This window comes from Stomatobaculum longum, from assembly GCA_000242235.1.
Classification (GTDB): Bacteria; Bacillota; Clostridia; order Lachnospirales; family Lachnospiraceae; genus Moryella; species Moryella longum.
On sequence record JH590864.1, the window covers coordinates 169,169 to 191,851 of the forward strand.

The window sequence follows — 22,683 nt, forward strand, 5'->3', positions numbered from 1 at the left end:
TCAGGCAGAGGGCGTATCGAGAGGAGGAGAGGCTATGCGGAATAAGCAGCGGGAAAAACTAGCGGCAGAGGGGGTCAAAACGGGCTACGGCGCGCGCGTGGTGCTCTCGGAGGTCGCATTTGAACTTCACCCGGGTGAGGTTATGGCCCTGCTCGGGCCGAACGGTGCGGGCAAGTCGACCCTCTTAAAGAGCGCTGCGGGACAGCTTGCCCTGCAGGGGGGCAGCATCTACCTGGAAGGCAAAGATTTGCAGGCCTATTCCGGGAGAGAGCGCGCGGCGTGTATGGCGCTTTTATTTACCGAGCGGAGAGAGCCGGAGTTTGCAACGGCGCGCGAGGTGGTCGAGGCAGGGCGCTACCCCTACACGGGGCGCTTCGGCACCTTGCGGGAACAGGATCACGCGGCGGTGGCGCGCGCCATGGCCTATGTGTGCACCGAGGAACTCAGAGAGCGCCCCTTTGCGGAGCTGAGTGACGGCCAGCGCCAGCGCGTGCTGCTCGCCAGGGCGCTCGCGCAGGAGCCGCGGCTCATTCTGCTCGACGAGCCGACGGCGTTTCTCGACCTTCGTCATAAGATAGAGCTCCTCGGTTTGCTGCGGGATTTCGCGACCCGGGAGGGACTCGCGGTTCTGGTTTCGCTCCACGAGCCGGACCTCGCGCTCAAATGTGCCGACCGCGTGCTGCTTGTCGCGGACGGCAAGGTGCTGCCGCCGGCTGCACCGGAAGAGGCGCTTTCCGAAGAGAATATGCGCCGCATTTACGGACTGGGCGCTACCTACGACGCGCTCTCCGGCAGTGCGGAATTGCCGCGGCGCACGGAAGGCACGCCGCCGGACACGCTGGTACTCGCGGGCGGCGGGAGCGGCATACCGGTTTACCGGCGGCTTCGGCGCGAGGGCACTTCTTTTGCGGCCGGGATTTTCAGCCCCGCGGATCTCGATTATCCGGTGGCAATCCGCCTTGCCGAGAAGGTCATTGAGACCGCGCCTTACGAGCCGGTTTCGGCGCCCGACCTGCAAGCGGCAAAGGCCTGTCTCTCAAAGGTCAGGCGGGTCATCTGGGCGGAGCCGCCGCTCGGAAGCGGCAATGCGGCCCTGCTTGCCTTGCGGGAACTTGCGGAATCAAAGGGGATTTTAGAGCAGAAATAAAACGAGCTTACTGCATCGCTTGGGCCGAATCGCGAAGAGTCGAGGAGTGTTCGCAAGGGCGAGCCTGCGAGCACGGGCAACACGCGCTTCCTGCGGGCGTGCGAAAGAACGGCCGAAAGCCAAAGCATCGATGTGGGAAAAGACCGTAAGTGCGAGAGGGCAGAGGGCATCAAAGAACTGTCGCAATCGCGCCTGCAGGGACGATAGCGAGTGTATATCTGCGGAAATGACAGATTATCGGAAGGAAAGCGGGATAGGAGGAAAGGTGGAATATGAACATTCAGATTTTCGGCGGCGGCAAGAATTTTGACGTCAAGAAGGCAGAGCGCTATTTTAAGGAGCGCCGCATCCCGGTACAGCGCGTGGATCTCTTTGAGAAGGGACTCAGCAAGGGGGAACTCCGCGCGGTATGCCGGGCGCTCGGCAGCGCGGAAGCTCTGGTCGACACCGCCGCGAAGGCGAAGGAGACTGTGATCTGGTTTCAGCACACGGCGGAAGAGGACAGGGAAGCCTTTTTGCTGGAACACCCGGAAATTTTAAGACAGCCCATCGTGCGAAACGGCGCGCAGGCGACGGTCGGCTATCAGCCCGAGGTCTGGAAGAACTGGGCGTGAGATAGTGCCCGATTTAACCGAGCCAGCTCCAGTTCTCCTCGCGGGGCAGGGTGAGGGTCAGCATCACAACTTCGCCCGCATTGTCTCGGCAGAGATCCTCCGGGAGAGAGCGGAGCGGGAGCGGATTGCCCTCCTCAAGTTCCTGGAGAATACAGCGGACGCCCTCCGCGCGCGCGTCATCGATCGCGTCGGCGCGGTCTGCGCCTTCGCCGTAGCAGCCCGGAAAATCCGGGAAAGCAGCCCGAAAGCGGCCGTCACGTTCGGTGAGAATAATCGGGTAATCAAATGCCATGGGGTATCCTTTCCGGAGACTCAAAAATGTTTCGCTCCATTATAGCATGAATGACAGATCGCATAAATGACAGGAAAACAGCGGCACCCCCTGCCCCGCGATTCGCGGTAGGAATGAGTTCAAACTGTCCTACTTGATCTTGCAATCGGCGAAACTGATTTTGCAAAAAAATAAAAAAGTGCTTGCATTCTCCGGAACGACATAGTAGAATTACAAAGTACCGAGCGGGGATGCTGGAATTGGCAGACAGGCTAGACTAAGGATCTAGTGGCCACAAGCCGTGTGGGTTCAAGTCCCATTTCCCGCAGCGTATGAGAGGGTTGTGACGAAAGTCACAGCCCTCTCTTTTTATACCCGCGGCGCAGCTTGAATTCATTTCTGTAAACCAGTATAATGAAGATTAAGGTTCAAGAGCAAAAGACAATGGCAGGTAAATGACGGGAGGTTCTATATGAGAAAAGCAGGATTGTTCTGCGTTGCGGCGCTGGCGGCACTCAGCATCAGCGCTTGCGGCGGTTCGAAGCAGGAGAGCACGGCGGCGGAGACCACGGTTGCGGCTTCTACGGTCGAAGAGGGAACCACGGCGGCAGGCGGCAGCATCATTGCACCCGAGGCGGGCAAGACCGATCACCAGAACGGCGGTTTCCCGGTGCAGCTGGATGCGGACAGCTTCAACGGCAAGACCGTAAAGGCAGAGTTCTTTGCCTTTGACCGCTATGATGTGGCAAAAATCAATGCGCTGAAGGCGGGCGATGTGATTCAGGTCGCGAATCACAATGTCGCAATCAAGACCATCGAGAAGAAGAACGCCGAGACCGGCAATTTCCCGGAGGTCATCATCAACGGCGGTGTGGCAAACGGCGGCGTGAGCCTTTTGCAGGACGGCGACTACTTCCGTACCGAGAGCGAGGACGGCACGCCGCTCTACTACTCGATCGGCACGGAGGAGCTGAAGCTCGCGAGCGATGTGGTCTACATGGACTACTCCGATCTGAACCAGCAGAACGGTGTCACCTATCAGGCCGACCAGATTAAGAAGGCGTTCGAGGCCGACAAGGCCAAGGGCTGGGGCCCGCAGGTCATCTCGGTTGTGATCAAAGACGGCGAGGTCAAGCAGATTTTCCGCACCTTTGCCCAGGACAGCGCGAAGAAGTGAGCGGAATCCAAAAAGAGGGGGATGCGAAAAAACTCGATTGAGTTTTTTCACATCTCCCTTTTTGCATTTATTGTGTATAAATGACTGAAAGCATACCAAAAAAAAGCGCAGTCCCCCTACCCCATAGAAATTCTTTTTTGAATCTATGCGGCAGCTCTGTTTCTCATCTTTCCCCTAACATCTTTTATTTCATTGATGAAATATCCAAAGGTTCTGTATGACGGAGTCCGGTGATCCATGAGATACATGAACCTGATATTAACGTTGCAGTTGTCTTCCGGTTCTCTTAGAGAGCAGTAACCGCTAGTCATAAATCCGAAAAGTACTGTTTTTAACATGTTGACTGGATTATATCTGAATCGTCCGGTTGTGTACGCCGGAATATCGGTCAGATACTTGTTTAAATCGATTCCTCCCATCAATCTGTCAGATGTTAAAACAGGATCCAGCAGATCCAAACAATCTGAAAGAAACAGTGGTAAATATCCTTGTTTTGAATTACAACAATTAGTATGTAAAGTTTTCATTCCAAGTTAATTTTACCACAAAAATAGGACCTTTCGCATTAACGAATGGTCCTATTTCTTTCAGGGACTTATTTCACAGCCCCCTCTTGTATTCATTACATGGAGTTACAAAGCAGTAAGAAAGGTTAAGCCCCCTAAAATCACTCCTGCTGAATTAGGAATAATGAGAATCCAGTCCTTTTTCGGTTCTTTAGTCCACCCATAAATAACCCAAATCAGGCAAGAAATTGCAGCAAATAACGGCTGAAACGGTTGCGCTTTGCTCCCTTGTAAATTGGAGTAAATTTGAGGGATATAGGCAATAAAGACAAAAATTCCAATAAATGCTCCAATAGACCCTACCAAAAGATTAAGTTTTTGCTTGGTCATCTGCGTCTCCTTTCAATGGACACGATTTCTACAAATTATTAAATCATATCGCAAATATCCACTTTTAACAAATCAATGGTAATAAATTATAATATTTTTGTCAAATGTTATTTAGTTGGCGAATTGTTTAAGAAACTGACTGTTTGGAATATAAAAAAGCACTTGCAATAATGCAAGTGCCTGATCTTGTCAAATACAAAAGCAGAGAGGTTTCTACATATACATGAATTGACACGACTAATCCCAAAAGACATGGTTCCCGCGCTGGGTGTAACAGAACCGGGAGGTATTGCCTTCTGTGTGGCAAAGGCAAAGTCCTATGCCAAAGGCGAGCTTCTTCACCTGAATGTTGCTATGAACAGCGGCATGTATAAAAACGCCTTTACCTGCGGTATTCCCAATTCCCTCTTTTTGAATCATCAAACGCTTGTTGCGGCTGGGCGAACAAAAAGAGACAGTGTCACAGCGAAGTTTGCTGTGCGCTATTTTTGCCGCCTTCGAAGCAGGCGGGGCGCACCGAATACTTTTCCCACTCGGGCTGCACATCTCTGCCCATTGCGCGAAGCATCGCCTTATCCTGCTGAATTGTGGAGCCGCTTGTGGTCAGCATGTTGCCGGTGATGGTCGCGCTGACGCCGCAGGCAAAGCTGTGCGCGCCGTTGTCGGAGAGCGCCGAACGGCCGCCTGCGAGGCGGATATTCGCTTCGGGGTTGATCATGCGGAAGATTGCGAGTGCGCGCAGAATTTCTTCGTCTTTCAGAATCTCGCGCTCGCCGAGCGGCGTGCCCTTGATTGGCATCAGGACATTGACCGGAATCGACTCGATGCCGAGCTCGGCGAGGGTCAGCGCCATGTCGATGCGATCCTCCCAGGTCTCGCCCATGCCGATGATGCCGCCGGAGCAGACGCAGAGCCCCTCTTCCTTGGCGGCGCGAATGGTCTCGAGCTTCTGGTCAAAGGTGTGGGTCGTGCAAATCTCGGGGAAGAAGCGGCGCGAGGTCTCAATGTTGTCGTGATAGCTCGTGACGCCCGCGAGGTGCAGCTCGTGCAGCTGCTCTCTCGTCAGAAAGCCGTGGGAGGCGCAGAGATCAATCTTGCACTCCTCGGCCATGCGGCGGTAAGCGGCGAGCGCGTGCTTGAACTCTTCGCCGGTCAGCGAGCGCCCGGAGGTCACGATGGAGAAGCGATCCACGCCCTCGCGCTCGTTCGCCTTACAGGCAGCGACAATCACATCCTCCGGCAGAAACGCATACTCTTCGCAGCCGGTCTTCGAGTGTGCGGACTGCGCGCAGTACTTGCAGTCCTCGCTGCAGCGGCCGCTTCTGCCGTTGATAATCGTACATAAATCGACTTTGTCCTCACAATAGGTCTCGCGGAGTTTATCCGCCGCCTGACAGAGCTCCGTGAGATCTACGGTCAGAAGCTCCTCGAGTTCCCGATCGCCCCGCTTCAGACGGCGCCCGCCGATGATTTCCTCTGCCAGTTTCAATGCGTTCATATCGCATGCCTCCCGAATGTATTTAATGGAATCCTTGCCCAGTATAGCCAGTTTGAACGAAATTTGTCAACCGAAATTATGTTCGAGGTTGACAATCGGAGTCCGGACGGGTATGCTAGGCGTTAGTGCAAAACGCACAGGAAGAGGAGAGTAGAGAATGAAACGTTTGGATATTCGCAACATGGCATTGATTGCAGTGATGACAGCGCTGATGTGTATCTTTGGCCCCATGTCGATTCCGATCGGCGCAGTACCCTTTTCGCTGACCCCGCTTTTGGTATACCTCGCTGCCTACATTCTCGGCATGCGGAACGGCACCGTTGCCTATCTTATCTATCTGCTGATCGGCTTTGTCGGCGTTCCGGTCATGTCCGGCTACAGCGGCGGCCCGGCAAAGATTCTGGGACCGACCGGCGGTTATCTGATGGCCTTCATCCTGATGGCGCTGATGACGGGCTTCGTGGTGGAGCGCTTCTACCGGAACATCCCGCTCCAGGCGGTTGTGATGTTTGTCGCGCTGATTATCTGCTATGCGGCCGGCACCGCGTGGTTTGTCGGACAGACCAAGATGGCGCTCTCGAAGGCGCTCGCGGTCTGCGTCTATCCGTTTGTCCCGCTCGACTGCATTAAGCTCGGCCTCGCGATTATCATCGGGCGCCCGGTCAGAGAGCGGCTGCACGGCTTCCTGCAGGCAAGATCAGCGGCGAGCCTCGCCTGACGCGTTTTCAAAATCGAAGAGAAAGAAAAAAGAGCGAAGAACCTTAGTTCTTCGCTCTTTTTCTGACACTGGATTCTTTTTAAAACTTTCGTTATACTAAAAAGAGCTGAAAAGTTTGGCTGTTCAGCGCAGAAAAGGAGGAAATGTCATGAAAGGGAATGTGCTGGTCGGGCAGTCGGGCGGTCCCACCGCTGTCATCAATTCGAGTCTTGCGGGTGTCTTCAAGACAGCAAAAGAACGTGGCTATCAGAAGGTTTACGGGATGCGCTTCGGCATTCAGGGCTTTCTGGATGAGCAGTATGTGGATCTCTCGGACTATATCCGGAATGAGCTGGAACTTGAGCTTCTGAAGCGCACGCCTTCGGCTTTCCTCGGCACCTGCCGCTACAAACTGCCGGAGATTCACGAGGACAAGGAAGTCTTTGACAAGGTATTTGCGTTGCTCGACAAACTGGACATTGAAGTCTTTATCTACATCGGCGGCAACGACTCGATGGACACGATACGGAAGCTCTCGGACTACGCACTCCTCACCGGCGCGAAACAGCGCTTTGTGGGCTGCCCGAAGACCATCGACAACGATCTCGCGATTACCGACCACACGCCGGGCTTCGGCTCGGCGGCAAAGTATATTGCGGCCTCGACCAAGGAAGTGATTCGCGACGCGCTCGGCTTTTCCTATAAGAAGAAAAATGTGAACATCATCGAGATTATGGGGCGGAATGCCGGCTGGCTCGTCGGCGCAACGGCACTCGCGCGTCAGGAGGACTGCGACGGCCCGGACCTCATCTACCTCCCCGAAGTGTCCTTTGACATTGAGGCCTTTGTGGAGCGCGTGACGGGATTGCTTGAGAAGAAGGATGTGATTGTCGCGGCGGTCTCCGAGGGCATACGGACGGCGGACGGCGCCTATGTCTGTGAGCTCGCGGACGGGGCGCACAGCAAGGATGCGTTCGGGCACATTCAGATGACGGGCACGGCCTCCTATCTCGCGGGGCTCGTGCATGAGCGCCTCGGCATCAAGACCCGCGCCGTGGAACTCTCGACCTTGCAGCGCGCGGCAGCGCATCTCGCGAGCCGCGTCGACGTGGACGAGGCGTTTGCAGTCGGGGGTGCGACGGTCAAAGCGGCGGATGAGGGCTCGAGCGGCGTGATGGTCGTGATAGACCGCGTCTCGGACGACCCCTACCAGTCGGCCATCGGCGTCTACGATGTGCACCGAATCGCAAACGGCGAGAAGCTGGTGCCGCGCAGCTGGATCAACGCGGCCGGAGACTATGTGACCGATGAGTTCGTGAGCTATGTGAAGCCGCTGATTCAGGGGCACTATAACCCGATGATGGTCGCCGGTCTGCCGCGCCATCTTGTGATGAACCAGAAGAATTACAGCGACTACCAGATCTGAGACGGCGGGTAAGGCGAAAAGATGCGCTTGACGGAACTCCTGTGCGCTGGTATCATTCTGTTACATAACAAATATAACAGTAAGCGCAGAGGAGGTTGATACATGGCAGTTGTACCGGTTTATAACATTCTGGCAGTGCCCGGCGCGAGTATTCCGCTCTCACTGGAGCGTTTTGATAAAATGATAGGCAGAGTCCCGGTCTCGGGAGAGCGTGTGACTCTGATTTTTATGAAGGAGGACAAGACCAGAGAGGAGCTCACCGCGGACGATTTCTATCCGATCGGCGTGAGCGGCACCGTGGTCGAGGTCGGCGAGCAGGGCGTGCTGGTATTCCGCAGCAATACGCGCGTCGACCTAAAGTCGGTCAACATCTACCCCGATCACAGCATTGATCTCGATGTGGAGCGCAGGCCGGACATTGAGGATTTCGACGAGGCGGTCTCGGCGGAGCGGCTGAAGCAGATGAAACGACACATGCTCGAGGCTTACGGCGACAATCCGCAGTTCGGCCCCATGCTCCGCGGCATGATGTCCCGCTGGGCGTCGCTCGGCGACATCGCGGGCATTGTGAACCGCTGGCTCATCAATTCGCCCGAGGAGAAGATGGACATTCTCGCCGAGGACAGCCGAGAGAAGCGGGAGCAAAAGTTAGAGGAACTGCTCCGCGAAAATCTGGAGTTTCACAAGGTGAACAGCGAGGCAAGCAGCGCGCAGGAAGAGGAATATCAGAAGATGTACCGCGAGAACGCGCTGAAAAAGCAGATTGAGTATCTGCAAAAGGAGCTCGACAACCTGCACCCCGAAAAAGTCTCGGATCTCCGGAAGTTTGAGTTGAAGATCCAGGACCTCGGGATGAACGAGAGTGCAAAGGCGGAGGCCGAAAAGGTCTTGAAGCGCCTCAAGCAGGAGGGGCAACAGAGTGCGGAGAGCGGCCTGCTCTACGATTACCTCGACTATGTGACGAATCTCCCGTGGAAGAAGGAGGCAGCGGCGGCGATTGACCTCGCGGCGGCGGAGCAGGTGCTGAACGAGGATCACTTCGGTCTCAAAAAAGTGAAGGATCGCATTCTGCAGCAGATTGCGGTGATGTCTCTCAAGGGACAGCAGTCCGGCTCCATTCTGCTCTTTGTCGGCGCACCCGGCACGGGCAAGACCAGCATAGGCGCTTCGATTGCGCGCGCGCTCGGCAGAAAGTATGTCCGCGTGAGTCTCGGCGGTGTGCGCGACGAGGCGGATATCCGCGGTCACCGGAGAACCTACATCGGCGCGATGGCGGGGCGCATCATGGACGGCATCAAGAAGAGCGGCGTCTCGAACCCGGTCATGGTGCTCGACGAGGTGGATAAGCTCTCGACAAGCTTCCACGGCGATCCCGCGAGCGCGCTGCTCGAAGTGCTGGATCCGGAGCAGAATCACAGCTTCACCGACCACTATCTGAATGTACCCTACGATCTCTCGGATGTGCTCTTTGTCTGCACGGCGAACAGTCTCGAGACCATTCCGGCGCCGCTCTTAAACCGCATGGAAGTGATTTCGTTTCAGGGCTACTCGCCGCTTGAGAAGAAAGAAATCGCAAAGCGCCATCTGCTCCCGAAGGCACTCGACGGCGTTGGGCTCACGGCGGAGCAGGTGCTGATTCCGGATGAGATTTTGGACATTCTGATTTCGGATTACACGCGGGAGGCGGGCGTGCGCGGCTTAAAGCGCTGCCTCGACAAGCTCTGCCGCGGAGCGGCCGTACAGTATCTCCGCAACAGGCAGCCGCTCACCGTCACGCGGGATAATCTGCGCGCTCTGATGGACACGCACCCGATGCTGCACCGCAAGGTGCGCGAGAATACGACGCCCGGCATTGTGACAGGCCTCGCCTGGACCGCGGTCGGCGGCGAAATTCTCTACATTGAGACCCTGTTCACGAAGGGGAGCGGAAAGATTCATGTGACCGGACAGCTCGGCGATGTCATGAAAGAGTCGGCGGAGCTTGCGGTCAGCAAGGTGAAGGCGCTCTTTCCGGAGAAGGCGCAGCTTTTTGCGGAAAACGATCTCCACATTCATGTCCCGGACGGCGCGACGCCGAAGGACGGTCCGAGCGCGGGTATCACACTGACCACAGCGCTCGCGTCCCTTCTGACCGGCAAGGCGGTTCCCTCGACGGTCGCGATGACGGGCGAGGTGAGTTTGCAGCGCGAGGTGAAGCCGATCGGCGGCCTGCCGGAGAAACTGATGGCGGCCGAGCGGGCGGGCGTAAAGACTGTGTTCATCCCCGCGGACAATGCGGAGGATCTCGAGGATGTCGCGCCCGAAGTGCGGGAGAAGCTCGAAATCATTCCGGTCCGCGAGGTGAGCGAGGTACTGAGGAGGCTTGGGCTGCTCGAGAAAGCTTGAGACGAAATAATCAGACGCGTATCGCGAAAGCGAAACGAAGAAAAGCAAAAGCCCTGAATTGCTGGGAAGGTCGGCAATGCAGGGCGTTTGTTTCATTTGATTTCTTCGAAACAGTTTCCCTGAAAAAAGAGATGCGATTCAGGAGAAATGCCCTGAAAGGGCTATACTTTCCCTTAATTCATGATACTATTTAAGGGAAAGTAAGAAGAGGTAAGGGAATGAGAGAGTTCAACTATTCCTTAATCAGGGATAAAACGTGGGATTCCGAACTGCTGGGGCTGATCGCAGCCATATACAAAGAAGCAGGAAAGCAGGAGATGTATCTGAAGCAAAGACCGGAGGAACTTGAAAAGCTGGTGGAGATTGCCAAGGTGCAGAGTACAGAGGCGTCCAATGCCATCGAAGGCATCATTACCACGAATACGCGCATCCGGCAGCTTGTGGAAGAAAAAACCAAGCCGATGAACCGAGACGAGCAGGAAATTGCGGGCTACAGGGATGTGCTGGGAATTATTCACGAGAGTTTTGACGCGATTCCGATTACGCAGAGCTATATCCTTCAACTTCATAAAATGCTCTACAGCCACATGAACAATCCTGTGGCGGGCAGGACGAAGACAGTGCAGAACTATATCAGTGCGACTTACCCGGACGGGCATACGGAGACGCTTTTTATTCCGCTTGCGCCGTATGAAACACCGGATGCGCTTGACAGGCTGTGCGCGGAATATAATCGTGTTATCGGAAATCTGGAGCTTGAGCCGCTGATTGCGATTCCGGTTTTCATCCATGATTTTCTATGCATCCATCCGTTCAACGATGGGAACGGGCGCATGAGTAGGCTACTCACAACGCTCCTTCTTTACAGAAGCGGGTTCTTTGTCGGAAAATATATTTCGCTGGAAGCGAAGATTGCAAAGAATAAGGATTTGTACTATGATGCGCTATCCGCATCGCAGGAAGGCTGGCATGAGGGAGCGGACGATCCCGTTCCGTTCATCAAATACCTGCTTGGAACAATTCTTGCGGCCTACAGGGATTTTGAAGACCGTTTCACCCTGGTGGAAACCAAACGATCTGCGCTTGAGACGGTGAGGCTTGCGACGCAGAACAAAATCGGGCGCTTCACCAAACAGGACATTCGGGAGCTTTGCCCCTCACTCAGCGTAAGTTCAGTTGAGGGAGCTTTGCGGAAGCTCGTTGCATCCGGTGAACTGAAGCGCGAAGGCAAGGGCAAAAGCACCTGCTACTACAGAATAAACTAGGATTCCCTTAACAAGGATGACTTTCCCTTAAAATGACGGAGACTATACTATCTTTTTCTGCAGCGAGAGCCGTTTGTATATCTCCGCGTTACTTAAAAAGACCCCGGCGCTGCCTGCGAAAAGCAGGCAGCGCCGGGGTCTTTCTCTTTCTTGAAGCTTTATGGTAGGTAGTGTAACGAAAGGAGCAAATTAATTTTGGCTGAGGTAAGCAGCTGCCTGCTTGCCCGCAATGCGGCCGTAGACCACAAAGTCTGCGACGGCATTGCCGCCGAGGCGGTTCGCGCCGTGCACGCCGCCTGTCACTTCACCCGCCGCGAAGAGACCCGGAATCGGGTTGCCGTCTGCGGTCAGGACTTCGGTGTTCGGGTTAATCCGGAGACCGCCCATCGTGTGGTGGACGCCCGGCGTGACCTTGATTGCGTAGTAGGGCGGCGTGCTGAGCGGTGCCGCAAAGCTTGTGCGCCCGAACTGACTGTCTGTCTTTGCCTCGACCGCTGCGTTCCACTCGTTCATCGTGGTCTCAAAGGCGGTCGGGTCAATCTGCAGGGCGGTAGCGAGCGCCGCATAGCTGTCGCCCTGCGTCGTGTAGCCTTTCTTGATATAGCCCTGAATGACATTGGAAGCGTCGGTCATCGCCTGATCGACGATCAGATAAGCAAAGCTGCCGGGCTGCTGAATCTCGGCGGCGGAGACCGCGTCGCGCGTGCCGACTTCGTCGGTGAAACGCTTGCCGTCGCTGTTCACGAGAATCGCACCGTCGCCGCGGAGTCCCTCGGTAATCAGTGCCGCCGTATTCATCTCGACGGTCGGGTGAATCTGAATCTGGTCGAGATCCACGGTGTCTGCGCCGACGGCCTCGCCCATCACAATGCCGTCACCCTGTGCGCCCTTTGCGTTGGTGGTCATGAAGCCCTTTAGTTCCGGACGGTACTTGGTGACCATCTCGAGGTTTGCGCCGAAACCGCCGCTCGCAAGAATCACAGCCTTTGCATGGACGGTGACCTTCTCGCCGGTCGGGCCGACTGCCTCGACGCCGACCACCTTGCCGCTCTCATCGGTGAGGAGCTTCTCGGCTCTGGTCTCGAGGCGGAGATCCGCGCCGATTTTCTTTGCGTTCTCCTCGAGAATCGGGAGCATGAAGGTGCCGACCGAGACGGTCTTGCCCTCGGCATTGACCGGGCGGTGAATGCGCTTCACCGAAGCGCCGCCGAAGCTCGAGACGGAGGGCAGCGGCGCGCCGATGCTCTCAAGCCACTGAATGGCGTCCGCCGAGTTTTCGGCGAGAGCCTTGACGAGTTCGGGGTTATTCCGCCCCTTGCCGCCGATCATCGTGTCGAGCTCAAAGAGCTCCACGGAGTCAAAGTAGCCGTTCGGGGATGCCTGGTAGGCCGCCCACTGTTCGCGCACGGTAGCCGCAAGCGCGGTGATTGCCGCATTGTCCGTGTATTTTTCCTCGGCGGTCTTCAGGGTCTTCTCGACACCCGCCGCCTCGTCGAAGCTGTTCTTATCCTGCTCCGGGGTCTTTGCCGCGTTCATGCCGCCGGTCGAGCGAATCGAATTGCCGCCCGCCATGGCCTGACTCTCGAGAATCACAATCTTCTTGCCGGCATTTGCCGCCTCAATCGCAGCGGTCATACCGGCGCCGCCGCCGCCGACAATCACGATGTCGGTGTCGAGGGTCTGATCCGGCTGCTTTTCGCGGACCTCGTGGACTGCGGTCGAGAAGGGCTTCGGGTCAATGCCGCCCTGTTCGAGCGCCGCTTTCACGGCGTCGTGGATTGCGTTGCTGGTGAGGGTCGCACCCGAGACGCCATCGAGCTCATAACTCTGGTTTTTGAAGATTTTCTCCGGGAGCTCGCCGATCGCCACGGTACCGATGCCCTCGGTCTCGTGGTGATCCAGGACTTTGACGGAGTAAATCCGGTCCGGCGTCGCAATGACTTCGACCTCGACCGGTCCGTTCATGCCCTGCGCCGAGGCGGTCGCAGTGACGGCATCGGCCGGAATATCCTTTTTCGCGACGCCGCCCTTATGCGCTGTGGTCTGCATGAGGTGCTGCATCAGAAAAATCGGAAGTATGATGCCGATCAGAATGAGGAGATACGGCAAGAAGCTTCGCTTCTGTTTCATGGGGTGTCCCTCCCTGTTTTGTTATTTTTTTATCATATCATAGAGAGGGCTGTCTGAACATGTGAAAACAGGAAGAATTTTGCTAAAATACAGGGGAAAATGAAAGCGCTGCCCGGAGTTCTCCGGGCAGCGCAGAGAGACAGGTGACGGATGAAAGAACAGAGGGAAATGACGGAAAAAGAAGAGAAGCAGCCGCGTCTTATGTGGCTCGATGTCTGGCGGGGAATCGCGGTGATCAACATGTGTCTGTACCACGGTCTCTGGGATCTGGTCTACTACTTTCGCTTGCCGGGCTTTGACTGGTACAGCGCTCTGCCCGGCTATGTCTGGCAGCAGAGCATCTGCTGGAGTTTTATTTTTCTGTCGGGCTATAGCTACGCGCTCGGGAAGAACAAGTTCCGGCGGGGCGCGACGATTTTGTTTGCGGGCGCGCTCGTCGAGGCGGTTGCGGGCGCCTTCGGGCAGGAAATCCACTACGGCATTCTGAGCTTTCTGGGGCTTTGGCAGTTGTTGCTCACCCTGCCGGAGGATCAGCTTTCGCGCGAGATGCGTCTCCGCTCCTGGTGCCGGATCGGCCCTCTCGGCTTTGCAATCTGTCTCGGCCTGTTTTTCCTGTGCCGCAATGTGAATCAAGGAAGTCTCGGCTTTGAGAGTTTGAAGCTTGTCACGCTGCCGGGCGCCCTGTACCGCAGTCGTTTGACGGCCTGCCTCGGCTTTCCGCCTGCCGATTTCTTTTCGCTCGACTATTTTTCGCTGCTGCCCTGGGGGTTTTTGTTTCTCGCTGGCTATTTTCTCTCACAGTACCGTGCGGAACAGCGGCGCGATGCGGCGGAAGCGGAAGGGTCTCGGCCAGTGTACGGCGTGAACGGCGGTTTCGGGGGCGTTGCGCCCGCGGAAGAGGGCGGCACGCTCGGGGAGGTTCTGGTGCAGCGGCTTTCGGGGCAGGCGCTCTTTCGCCGGAGAGGGCGGTTACTCGGCTGGGTCGGCAGACACGCACTGCCGATTTACCTCCTGCACCAGCCGATCTGGATGGCAATCTTTGAAATCGCGATCCGGCTGCGGCGTTGAATGCGCCGCTTTGCTCAGACGAACACAAAGTGCTTTAGCAGGACGAGAGCGGTGAGGTGCAGCGGATAGTAGAGGTAAAAAAACCACTGCGAGACGCCTGCGGCGCGCGGCACAGTGCCCGCGGGTGTCTTTTGCGCCGTCTCTTCGGCGCGCGGGTCCGGGAGCGTGAAAGCGGGTTCCGCCGGGTAGGCGATGAGGAGCGCGAGAAGCGGCCCGGCGTTCACGGAGAACAGGCGGAAACAGAATAACGGGAGTGGCTCGTGTAAGGCGAGGCCGGTTATGACAGCGTCAATCGAGAGACCGAGCATCGCAAAGAGAAAGCCGTAGCGCTTTTTTTCGCGGACACCGCGCGCGGCGAGAAAGAGGAGCACCATGGCGGGCGCAAACGCGGACCAGTCCGAGAAAAAAGTGCAGACAAAAAAGAGGAGAGCGAGGAGCGGCGTTCGGTACGGGCTTTCCTTCATTTCCTCGGCGACTGTCAGAAGTAGAAGACAAAAGGTGAGCGAAAAGAGCATGTTCAGCTGAAACGGAATGTGAAACGCGAGCCAAAACGGGAGCTGCGAGAGGAGCGCCGTGACAGCGAGACGCCAAAGATACTTTCGCCGTGAGCGGGTGTAGAAGTAGCCGTCCACAAGGTACATGCACATGACGGGCGCGGTGAAGTAGCCGAGTCCAGTCAGGACCATAGCGAGCGGGCTGCTGCCCGGCAAAAAAATGTGCGCAAAGTGGTTGAGGCTCATACAGAGCAGGGCGAGAAGCTTTACGCGGGAGCGGGGACTTGCAAACATAGGGTACCTCCGGGAAAATCGCAGACGTTGTGTATTCGTGCGCGTTTCAGATATGCTTCGTTGGTATCAGTATAATATATCAGTATAATATATGTGAAGAGGCCTATCCACCCGCCGCACGCTGACATTACGGCTTTTCGGTTCTTTGCCCTGTCGCGTGCGGCATGGTATACTGAAATTTATCCAAAGTAAGACAAGTCGCGGTCAGCGCGCGGAAATGAGGACGAATCATGAATGCAATGGTCATTTACTGTAGCAAAACGGGCAGCACGGAGAAAATCGCAAAGCGGATTGCGAAGGACTTTGAGAGTCCGCTGCTGAAGGTCGAGGCGGATGTGCTCTACGGCGGCTTCTTCTCCGCCTGCGCGCGTGTGGTCGCCGACCGCCTGCAGAAAAATCTGCCGAAGTCCGTCACCGAGACGCCGGATGTCTCGGACTGCGACACCTTATTCCTCGGCTTCCCGATCTGGTGGGACGATATGCCGGACTATTATAAAGAGTTTCTCGGGAGACTCGAGGCGGACGGCAAGTGCCTGATTCCGTTTGCGACTTCGGGCCGCTCGGACATGAGCCGCGCAATCGAGAGTCTCCGGGCGCTCTTTCCGAATGCCGAGATCCGGAATCCCTTCCACTTCGGCATCATGCAGCGCGACGACTATGCACTCTGGAAGCGGGAGCTCTCGGAGGACGCGGCCATTGAGGACGCAATCCGTTGAGACTGGTCTTTTTGAGCATCGCGCCGGAATTTTTTGAGAGCTATCTTGCCTCGCATGCGGTGCAGCTCGCAAGGCGGCAGGGGCATTCGGTCGAGGTCTCGGATCTCCGCGACTTTGCGGACGGGAGTTTCCGGCAGGTCAGCGACTCGCCGTTCGGCGGCGGCAGAGGCGTGGTTCTCCGCGCGCTGCCCATCTTTCGCGCGGTTGAAGCTCTGACCGGGCGGCGCCTGCAGGAGAGACCGGGACAGCCCGGCGGTGCGGACGGCAGTCTGGTCGCAGCGCTCACGCCGACCGGAGTCCCGTTTGTTCAGCGGACAGCGCACCGCTATGCGGCCTGCGATACGCTTGTGCTGCTCTGCGGGCGCTTTGAGGGTATCGATGAGAGAGCGCTCGAGGCGGTGGATGAGCGCATCTCGATCGGCGACTATATTGTGACGGGCGGCGAAATTCCGGCAATGGCGGTCGCCGACGCCGCGCTCCGGCTCCTGCCGGGCGTGCTGAAAGCGGGCAGCGCGGAGGAGGAGTCCTTTGAGACCGGACTGCTCGAGTATCCGCAGTACACCCAGCCCGCCGAACTCTTCGGGCAGCGCGTGCCGGAGGTTCTCTGTAGCGGCGACCACGCAAAAGTGGTAGCCTGGCGGCAGGCGGCGGCAGTCCGCGCAACGGCGCGCTTTCGCCCGGATTTGCTGGAAACGATTGACCTTACCTCGCAAAAGAGATAAAATCAGCAGATATGACGACAGAGGATACTTCGCTTTTCTTCGCCCCGTGAGCGAGTGCTCACGGGGCGTTTTCGGCGGTATGCTCGCAGTACAACAGGGGAGGTTTTCAGATGAAGAAGAACAGACTGGCGGCGGCAGCGCTCCTTGGCTTTATGACCTTGGCGCTCGCGGCCTGCGGCGCAAAGAGCGACGGTGCGAAGGCGGACAGCAAGACAGCGAACAGCAGCGCAAAGGTCTACAAGGTCGGCATTCTCCAGTTTATGGATCACCCGTCCTTGAACCAGATTGAGCAGAATGTGGAGAAGGAACTCGACGCCCTCTCGAACGATGAGGTTCGCTATGAGTATAAGCCCTATACGCTGAACGGCCAGGGAGATTCCGCGACCTTAAACCAGATGGCGGCAAAGCTCCTCGACGACAAGGTGGATGTGATCATTCCGCTCGCGACCCCGGCGGCACAGATTGTGCAGTCTACGGTCGAGGGACATTCCGAGACACCGATTGTGTTCTCTGCGGTCTCCGATCCGGTCGGCGCAAAGCTCGTGAAGGATCTGAATGCACCGGGCGGCAACATCACCGGCACCTCGGACAGCCTGAACACGGACGCGATTATGGAGCTGATTCTCGCGACCAAGCCGGACACCAAGTATGTGGGTCTTTTGTATTCCAAGAGCCAGGACAGCTCCGAGAAGCCGATTGCGGACGCAAAGGCCTTCCTCGATGCGCACGGTATTCGTTACATTGAGAAGACGGGCACGACGAACGATGAGATCAATGCGGCGGTCGACGCGCTGATTGCCGAGAAGGTCGATGCGATTTTCACGCCGACCGACAACACGGTGCAGAATGCGGAGCTCTCGTTCTACGAGAAGCTGATCACGGCGAAGATTCCGCACTTCGGCGGCGCGGATTCGTTCGCGTTAAACGGCGCGTTTGTGGGTTACGGCGTCGACTACGCGCAGCTCGGCAAGGAGACCGCTGATTTAACAGCGGAGGTGCTGAAGGCTGGCAATGCGGGCAGCGTCCCGGTCAAGACTTTTGACAACGGCATCGCGACCGTCAACACCGACACGGCGAAGGCGCTCGGCTATGACATTGAGACCCTGAAGAAGGACTTTGCGCCGCACAGCACGGCGGTCAATGAGATTACGACCAAGAAAGAATTTGATAAGAAGTAAGGAGGCGCTGTGGGAAGTTTTTTGACGCCGGTTATGCTGCGGACAGCGCTGGAAGTCGGCCTGATTTATGCGATTGTCGCGCTGTCACTCTTTATCAGTTTCAGTATCCTGAATATCTGTGATCTCTCGACGGACGGCTGCTTTACGCTTGGTTGCGCGGTCGGCGCGGTTGTGACGATGGCGGGGCATCCGCTGCTCGCAATCCCGGCGGCGATGCTGGCCGGTGTGCTCTCGGGCGCGGTGACCGCCTTGCTGCAGACCAAACTCGGCGTGCCGAGCATCCTTGCGGGCATCATTGTGAATACGGGGCTCTATACCGTAAACCTCGGCGTCATGGGCTTTTCCTCGAATGTCTCGATTTTCGGGACGGACACCCTCTTTTCACTCTGGGGCAAACTGTTTGACGGGACGGTGCTCGGCGACTGGTCGAGAAGCATTTTGCTGCTGATTCTGGTCGCTCTGATTTGTGCGGCCCTCAACTGGTTCCTGAAGACCCGGATCGGTCTCTCGATTCGGGCGACCGGCGACAGCATGGAAATGGTGCGGGCCTCGTCAATCGATCCTTCGTTTATGATAGTCGTGGGACTCTGCTGCTCGAACGCCCTGACCGGCCTCGCGGGTTCGCTCTTTGCGAGCTACAACAAGTCGGCGGACATCAACCTCGGAACCGGCATGGTCACGATAGCGCTTGCCGCGCTGATCATCGGCGAGACGCTGTTTGGCAAGCGGCGCATGCCGGTCCGGATTGTCGGCGTCGTAATCGGCTCCTGCCTGTACCGCTTCATGATTTCGATTGCGCTCCGCTTAAACGCGCCGACGGAGGCCTTTAAGCTGGTCTCGGCCCTGATTGTCGCGATTGCGATTGCGGCGCCGGAGGCACAGCGCGCCCTTGCCCTGCACCGCCGGAAAAAGGCGGCCATGCGGCGGCGCCGGGAGAGAGGAGGCAAGGCATGCTGAGAGTTTCGCATTTAAAGAAGACGTTCAACGAGGGCACGGTCAACGAGAAGGTCGCGCTGAACGACCTCTCGCTCACGCTGCCGGACGGCGATTTCGCGGCGATTGTTGGCTCGAACGGCGCCGGTAAGTCCACCTTCTTCAACGCGATTGCGGGCAGCTTCTATGTGGATGACGGCGAGATTTTTCTGGACGATCTGGATATCACCTTTATGCCAGAGCATAAGCGGAGCCGCATCATCGGGCGCCTGTTTCAGGACCCGCTGCTTGGCACCGCGCCGCACATGACCATTGAGGAGAATCTGACGATTGCCTACCTCCGCGCCTCGGGGCACACGAGCGCCTTCAGCCGCAGCGCGGCGAAGGACAGAATTTTCTTCCGGGAACAGCTCAGCGAGCTTCATATGGGTCTTGAGGACAGAATGGAGCAGCCGGTTGGCCTCCTGTCCGGCGGACAGCGCCAGGCCCTGACGCTTCTGATGGCGACCGTGGTAACCCCGAAACTGTTACTGCTCGATGAGCACACGGCGGCGCTGGATCCGAAGACGGCCGAGAAGGTGCTTGACCTGACGGCCAAAATTGTCCGGGAGCGGCACATCAGCTGCCTCATGGTCACGCACAACATGCACCAGGCGCTTGCGCTCGGCAACCGCACGCTCATGATGGACGGCGGGCGCATTGTCTTCGATGTGTCTGGGGAGACGAGAGCCGCGATGACGGTGCAGGACCTGCTCGACCAGTTTAAGAAGGGCGCAGGCAGTGAACTGAACAATGACAGAATTCTGCTCTCCGAGTGAGCAAAAAGCTCCGCTGCACCAAAGGGATCGGTGCAGCGGAGCTTTTTGCGTTTACAGTTTGATTTCTTTTGGGAAAGCCTCTTTCCGCATGATACCCCACATTTTGTCAATATACGACAGCGTGTAAAAATTCTCGTAGTAGTGGTAGTAAAATGCTCCCTTCAGGGTCATCTCATAACTGCCCTTATGCTCGGTCAGAAAGCCGAACTGTTTTGCGAGCCAAAGCTCGAAGCCATACATTTTTTTCAGAGGCACACCGAAAAATGTTTGAAAATCGGCTGCCCTTACTTTAGTGCTGTAGGCGGTCCAGAACAGCCAGTAAATCATTCTCTGCCGTCTGGTAAAGCGTAGCGTCAGTGAAGTGGCAGGCTTTCTGGAATGAATTCTCTTGCAGTAAGCGTCCGGATCAAAGGTATTGATTTTGAATTGCCGCTTGAACAGACTTGTGGCGGAACATCCGAACCCGAGGAAGTTATCTCTGGTCATAGAGGAATAATTGGAGGCAGCTTCGCTGGAAAAGGTCCAGATGGAATTGCGCGAATACCCCTTTTTGAAACAGTAGTTCGTGATGGCATCCAGCAGCGCACGTTTTTCCTTTTTGGGCATAGCCGAAACAGGGCTCTCCGTAAATGTGAAATCGATAAACGGGTATATGGCAATGTGGTTTGCCCCGAATGAAAAGGCCAGATCAATGTCGGATTTCAAATCGTTATAGCGCTGTCCCGGCAGAGCAAAGATGAAGTCCATGGAAACGGTTTCAAACGGGACAGCCGCCAGAGCAGCCGCCAGGGCAGCGGTATCAATTTTCTTTCTGCCGAGCAGCTTCTGATATTTATCGGAAAAGGACTGGACGCCAATGCTGATTTTCGTAACGCCCGCATCTTTTAGCGTTTGCAGCAGTTCAACCCGCACATTGTCTGGGTGAAGCTCCAGGCCGATGCCCTCTGTGATGATAAAGTGCTCATTGAGTGCAGACACAATCTCTTTGATCCGATTTGCTGCGAGTGCCGGCGTTCCTCCTCCGAAGTAAAGGCTGGTAACTTTCTTCCGCCCTTTATGCTGGCGGCCAATCAGATGTATTTCCTGAATCAAGGCATCTATGTAGCGGTTACATAGCGGGGCGGAATACGGCACCTTGCAGTAGGGACAGAAGTTACAGATGCTTTTACAGAACGGAATATGGACGTAGAGTCCCAAATTTTCGCATTCTGCAAACGGCAATAGGCGGTCATACTCGCGTTTGAACGTAAATGGCTGTATGGTTCTGGTGAACCACATGCGTGTCAGATTTGTGATAACACCCATACTCCTCCTAAATGTACTTCAGATATGTATGAAGCATCTCCGAAATGATTTTGAGATTGCCCTGGAACAAGAGCGTGTATTCGGCAACAAAGAAATATCCGCATTGCTCACAGAGACCGGGAATATCAATACAACGTCCGCAGGTGTATAATTTCCCGCGCTCCATAACAACACATTGATGACAGGGAGTGGGGAAGCTGTTTTCGATGAGATAGGGGAAGGCGCTTTTTAAATTAAATACAGGCGCGCCTTCCTTCATCATCCGGCTTATTATATTGCAGCAGCCGGCCTTTTCCTCCCGGGATAAAGCCAGTTCCTTGGTGTCAGGGTAGGGGGTATGAAAATTGAAAGACACAGCACGAACATTCTTTGTATCGCGGGCAGTCTGGCACACAGCCCTCACACAGTCTTTGTTGATCTGATTGATGGCCATATAAAAGCAAATATTGTCTGCAGTGGCATTGCGGATGTTGTTCATGATGATGTCATAAGTCTCACCGCGTATTGCATTATGATGCTTCCGATCTCCGTCCAAGCTGAGAAGAATCAAATCGGCCTCCGGGAGATCAATGGGAAAGGTGCCGTTTGTGACAACATTCACGATGAGAAAGCCCATATTTTTTGCTTCAATGACCAAATCTCTCAGTCTGCGCTGCCCGTCTTCCCAGAGAAAGGTTTCGCCGCCGCAGAAGAATAGGATTCGCACTCCCATAGCATAGAGTTCCTGCATTTCTCGACGGATCTGTTGATACGGATGGATGATTGCCGTGATGTTGTTGACGGAACAATGCCGACAGTGTAGGTTACACTTATCTGTGACGATGACAGTTCCAAGAATCGGCGCTTTTCTTCCAAACAAAATGGTTTTGGCGCCAAATGCAGCGAAGTATAAAAAAGAGGACAGCTTCATAACGGATCTCCATAGATTGGTCGCAACAGTATGTCATCTCCCGATAAACCAAGGAGCTTTGATCGGAGTCTGGGAAACATGCTTCTCGGAGAACTGTAATTTCGGAAAACGGTATTTTTAGAGAACTATATTTATTATAGCATGAACTGCCATGTTACGGAAAAGATAGGCGGGAAAAGCGGGGGAAGTTCGACACACAAAAAAGACGGCATCAATCAAAGTTGAATGCCGTCGTATTGTCCGAGTTCATTTTTCTGAGCTGTGCCTTTGCATAGAATTTTGCGGAGCAGGAGATCAGCACTGTTTTCAAGAGATAAAGAGTGTCGTCCGCAGCTGGGACGGAGGCGTAGTCGGTTTTCTCGCGGGTGCAGACCAGAATCTGCTCAAAGAGCGCGCAAAAGCGGTCGTAGGCCTTCGGGAGCTCTGCGCTGTCCAGGGCAAAGGAGATGAGCGCGGCAATCTCCGAGATGCTGTAGACCTGTTTCAGAATGCAGAGCACAATCGCGGTCGCGACCTGCTCTCTCGAGTACTGTTTTTTGACCGGCGCTGTCAGAATGCGGAGTTTCACATAGTTATTCAGCATCGACGCCGTGAAGGGCTGCGCTTCCTTTTTGCTGTGGCTGTCGGCGGGCAGCAGGGGAGACAGCACTTCGTTGACAAGCGTCACAACCTGATCGGAATAGAGGCCGAGCTGCGGCAATTCGCGAAAGCGCGGCAGTAAGTATTCGGTCTCCATGGC

The 22,683-nt window shown here is 55.9% G+C and carries 21 protein-coding genes, 1 tRNA gene and 1 pseudogene; 14 read left to right on the forward strand and 9 right to left on the reverse strand.

What is annotated here, in order from left to right:
* The first annotated feature begins 34 nt into the window (after positions 1-34).
* Positions 35-1,147, forward strand: a complete 1,113-nt coding sequence (locus tag HMPREF9623_RS09285; RefSeq protein ID WP_009533629.1) for an ABC transporter ATP-binding protein — start codon at positions 35-37, stop codon at positions 1,145-1,147.
* Between the two features lie 272 nt (positions 1,148-1,419).
* Entirely contained in the window at positions 1,420-1,761 is a 342-nt protein-coding gene (locus HMPREF9623_RS09290) for an arsenate reductase family protein (RefSeq protein ID WP_009533630.1), read from the forward strand.
* Positions 1,762-1,774: 13 nt separating this feature from the next.
* Here the strand turns inward: HMPREF9623_RS09290 and HMPREF9623_RS09295 are convergent, their stop codons facing one another.
* Positions 1,775-2,053 carry a type II toxin-antitoxin system HicB family antitoxin gene (locus HMPREF9623_RS09295; RefSeq protein ID WP_009533631.1) on the reverse strand — a complete coding sequence of 93 codons (279 nt, stop codon included), beginning with the start codon at positions 2,051-2,053 and terminating at the stop codon, positions 1,775-1,777.
* A 224-nt stretch (positions 2,054-2,277) separates the two neighbouring features.
* Between HMPREF9623_RS09295 and HMPREF9623_RS09300 the strand changes: the two genes are divergently transcribed.
* A tRNA-Leu gene (locus tag HMPREF9623_RS09300) sits at positions 2,278-2,360 on the forward strand.
* Positions 2,361-2,504: 144 nt separating this feature from the next.
* Positions 2,505-3,209: a hypothetical protein gene (locus tag HMPREF9623_RS09305; RefSeq protein WP_009533632.1), complete on the forward strand. Its 705-nt coding sequence runs from the start codon at positions 2,505-2,507 to the stop codon at positions 3,207-3,209.
* A 185-nt stretch (positions 3,210-3,394) separates the two neighbouring features.
* Here the strand turns inward: HMPREF9623_RS09305 and HMPREF9623_RS12195 are convergent.
* The 3 genes and pseudogenes from HMPREF9623_RS12195 to bioB all read right to left on the reverse strand — a co-directional run.
* Positions 3,395-3,736 (reverse strand): annotated as a pseudogene (locus HMPREF9623_RS12195) (transposase); the annotation flags it as partial.
* A 105-nt stretch (positions 3,737-3,841) separates the two neighbouring features.
* A complete protein-coding gene (locus HMPREF9623_RS09310) occupies positions 3,842-4,105 on the reverse strand; it encodes a SemiSWEET family transporter (RefSeq protein ID WP_009533633.1) in 264 nt (87 codons plus the stop codon).
* Between the two features lie 460 nt (positions 4,106-4,565).
* On the reverse strand, positions 4,566-5,603 hold the full coding sequence (gene bioB / locus HMPREF9623_RS09315) for a biotin synthase BioB (protein WP_009533634.1): 1,038 nt from the start codon (positions 5,601-5,603) through the stop codon (positions 4,566-4,568).
* A 157-nt stretch (positions 5,604-5,760) separates the two neighbouring features.
* Between bioB and HMPREF9623_RS09320 the strand changes: the two genes are divergently transcribed.
* The 4 genes from HMPREF9623_RS09320 (at position 5,761) to HMPREF9623_RS09335 (ending at position 11,376) form a co-directional block, all read left to right on the forward strand.
* Positions 5,761-6,321: a biotin transporter BioY gene (locus HMPREF9623_RS09320; protein WP_009533635.1), complete on the forward strand. Its 561-nt coding sequence runs from the start codon at positions 5,761-5,763 to the stop codon at positions 6,319-6,321.
* Between the two features lie 148 nt (positions 6,322-6,469).
* Positions 6,470-7,726 carry a 6-phosphofructokinase gene (locus HMPREF9623_RS09325; protein ID WP_009533636.1) on the forward strand — a complete coding sequence of 419 codons (1,257 nt, stop codon included), beginning with the start codon at positions 6,470-6,472 and terminating at the stop codon, positions 7,724-7,726.
* Between the two features lie 102 nt (positions 7,727-7,828).
* Positions 7,829-10,111, forward strand: coding sequence for an endopeptidase La (gene lon / locus HMPREF9623_RS09330; protein ID WP_009533637.1), 2,283 nt, complete (start codon positions 7,829-7,831; stop codon positions 10,109-10,111).
* A gap of 218 nt (positions 10,112-10,329) precedes the next feature.
* Entirely contained in the window at positions 10,330-11,376 is a 1,047-nt protein-coding gene (locus HMPREF9623_RS09335) for a Fic family protein (RefSeq protein ID WP_009533638.1), read from the forward strand.
* 189 nt (positions 11,377-11,565) lie between these two features.
* Here the strand turns inward: HMPREF9623_RS09335 and HMPREF9623_RS09340 are convergent, their stop codons facing one another.
* The gene (locus tag HMPREF9623_RS09340; protein ID WP_009533639.1) at positions 11,566-13,506 is read right to left on the reverse strand and encodes a flavocytochrome c; all 1,941 of its coding nucleotides are present in this window, start codon (positions 13,504-13,506) and stop codon (positions 11,566-11,568) included.
* Between the two features lie 150 nt (positions 13,507-13,656).
* Between HMPREF9623_RS09340 and HMPREF9623_RS09345 the strand changes: the two genes are divergently transcribed.
* A complete protein-coding gene (locus HMPREF9623_RS09345; protein ID WP_009533640.1) occupies positions 13,657-14,574 on the forward strand; it encodes a heparan-alpha-glucosaminide N-acetyltransferase domain-containing protein in 918 nt (305 codons plus the stop codon).
* 14 nt (positions 14,575-14,588) lie between these two features.
* On the opposite strand, the gene HMPREF9623_RS11005 is transcribed toward HMPREF9623_RS09345, so the two are convergent.
* Complete coding sequence (locus HMPREF9623_RS11005) at positions 14,589-15,362, reverse strand: TraX family protein (RefSeq protein ID WP_009533641.1); 774 nt, start codon at positions 15,360-15,362, stop codon at positions 14,589-14,591.
* A 230-nt stretch (positions 15,363-15,592) separates the two neighbouring features.
* Between HMPREF9623_RS11005 and HMPREF9623_RS09355 the strand changes: the two genes are divergently transcribed.
* The 5 genes from HMPREF9623_RS09355 to HMPREF9623_RS09375 all read left to right on the forward strand — a co-directional run bounded on the left by HMPREF9623_RS09355 (position 15,593) and on the right by HMPREF9623_RS09375 (position 19,729).
* The gene (locus HMPREF9623_RS09355; RefSeq protein WP_009533642.1) at positions 15,593-16,078 is read left to right on the forward strand and encodes a flavodoxin; all 486 of its coding nucleotides are present in this window, start codon (positions 15,593-15,595) and stop codon (positions 16,076-16,078) included.
* Positions 16,075-16,800, forward strand: a complete 726-nt coding sequence (gene trmD / locus HMPREF9623_RS09360) for a tRNA (guanosine(37)-N1)-methyltransferase TrmD (RefSeq protein ID WP_009533643.1) — start codon at positions 16,075-16,077, stop codon at positions 16,798-16,800. The genes HMPREF9623_RS09355 and trmD overlap by 4 nt, the downstream gene beginning before the upstream one ends.
* 110 nt (positions 16,801-16,910) lie before the next feature.
* Positions 16,911-17,978: an ABC transporter substrate-binding protein gene (locus HMPREF9623_RS09365; RefSeq protein WP_009533644.1), complete on the forward strand. Its 1,068-nt coding sequence runs from the start codon at positions 16,911-16,913 to the stop codon at positions 17,976-17,978.
* A gap of 9 nt (positions 17,979-17,987) precedes the next feature.
* Positions 17,988-18,935, forward strand: a complete 948-nt coding sequence (locus tag HMPREF9623_RS09370) for an ABC transporter permease (RefSeq protein WP_009533645.1) — start codon at positions 17,988-17,990, stop codon at positions 18,933-18,935.
* Positions 18,929-19,729 (forward strand): ABC transporter ATP-binding protein, encoded by an 801-nt coding sequence (locus HMPREF9623_RS09375; protein ID WP_009533646.1) that lies wholly within the window; start codon positions 18,929-18,931, stop codon positions 19,727-19,729. The genes HMPREF9623_RS09370 and HMPREF9623_RS09375 overlap by 7 nt, the downstream gene beginning before the upstream one ends.
* Before the next feature lie 51 nt (positions 19,730-19,780).
* Here HMPREF9623_RS09375 and HMPREF9623_RS09380 read toward each other — a convergent pair whose 3' ends face one another.
* From HMPREF9623_RS09380 to HMPREF9623_RS09390, 3 genes are all read right to left on the reverse strand, one after another.
* Positions 19,781-21,034, reverse strand: a complete 1,254-nt coding sequence (locus HMPREF9623_RS09380; RefSeq protein WP_009533647.1) for a coproporphyrinogen-III oxidase family protein — start codon at positions 21,032-21,034, stop codon at positions 19,781-19,783.
* A 7-nt stretch (positions 21,035-21,041) separates the two neighbouring features.
* Positions 21,042-21,944 carry a radical SAM protein gene (locus HMPREF9623_RS09385; RefSeq protein WP_009533648.1) on the reverse strand — a complete coding sequence of 301 codons (903 nt, stop codon included), beginning with the start codon at positions 21,942-21,944 and terminating at the stop codon, positions 21,042-21,044.
* A 211-nt stretch (positions 21,945-22,155) separates the two neighbouring features.
* The gene (locus HMPREF9623_RS09390) at positions 22,156-22,680 is read right to left on the reverse strand and encodes a DUF1836 domain-containing protein (protein WP_009533649.1); all 525 of its coding nucleotides are present in this window, start codon (positions 22,678-22,680) and stop codon (positions 22,156-22,158) included.
* Positions 22,681-22,683: the final 3 nt, after the last annotated feature.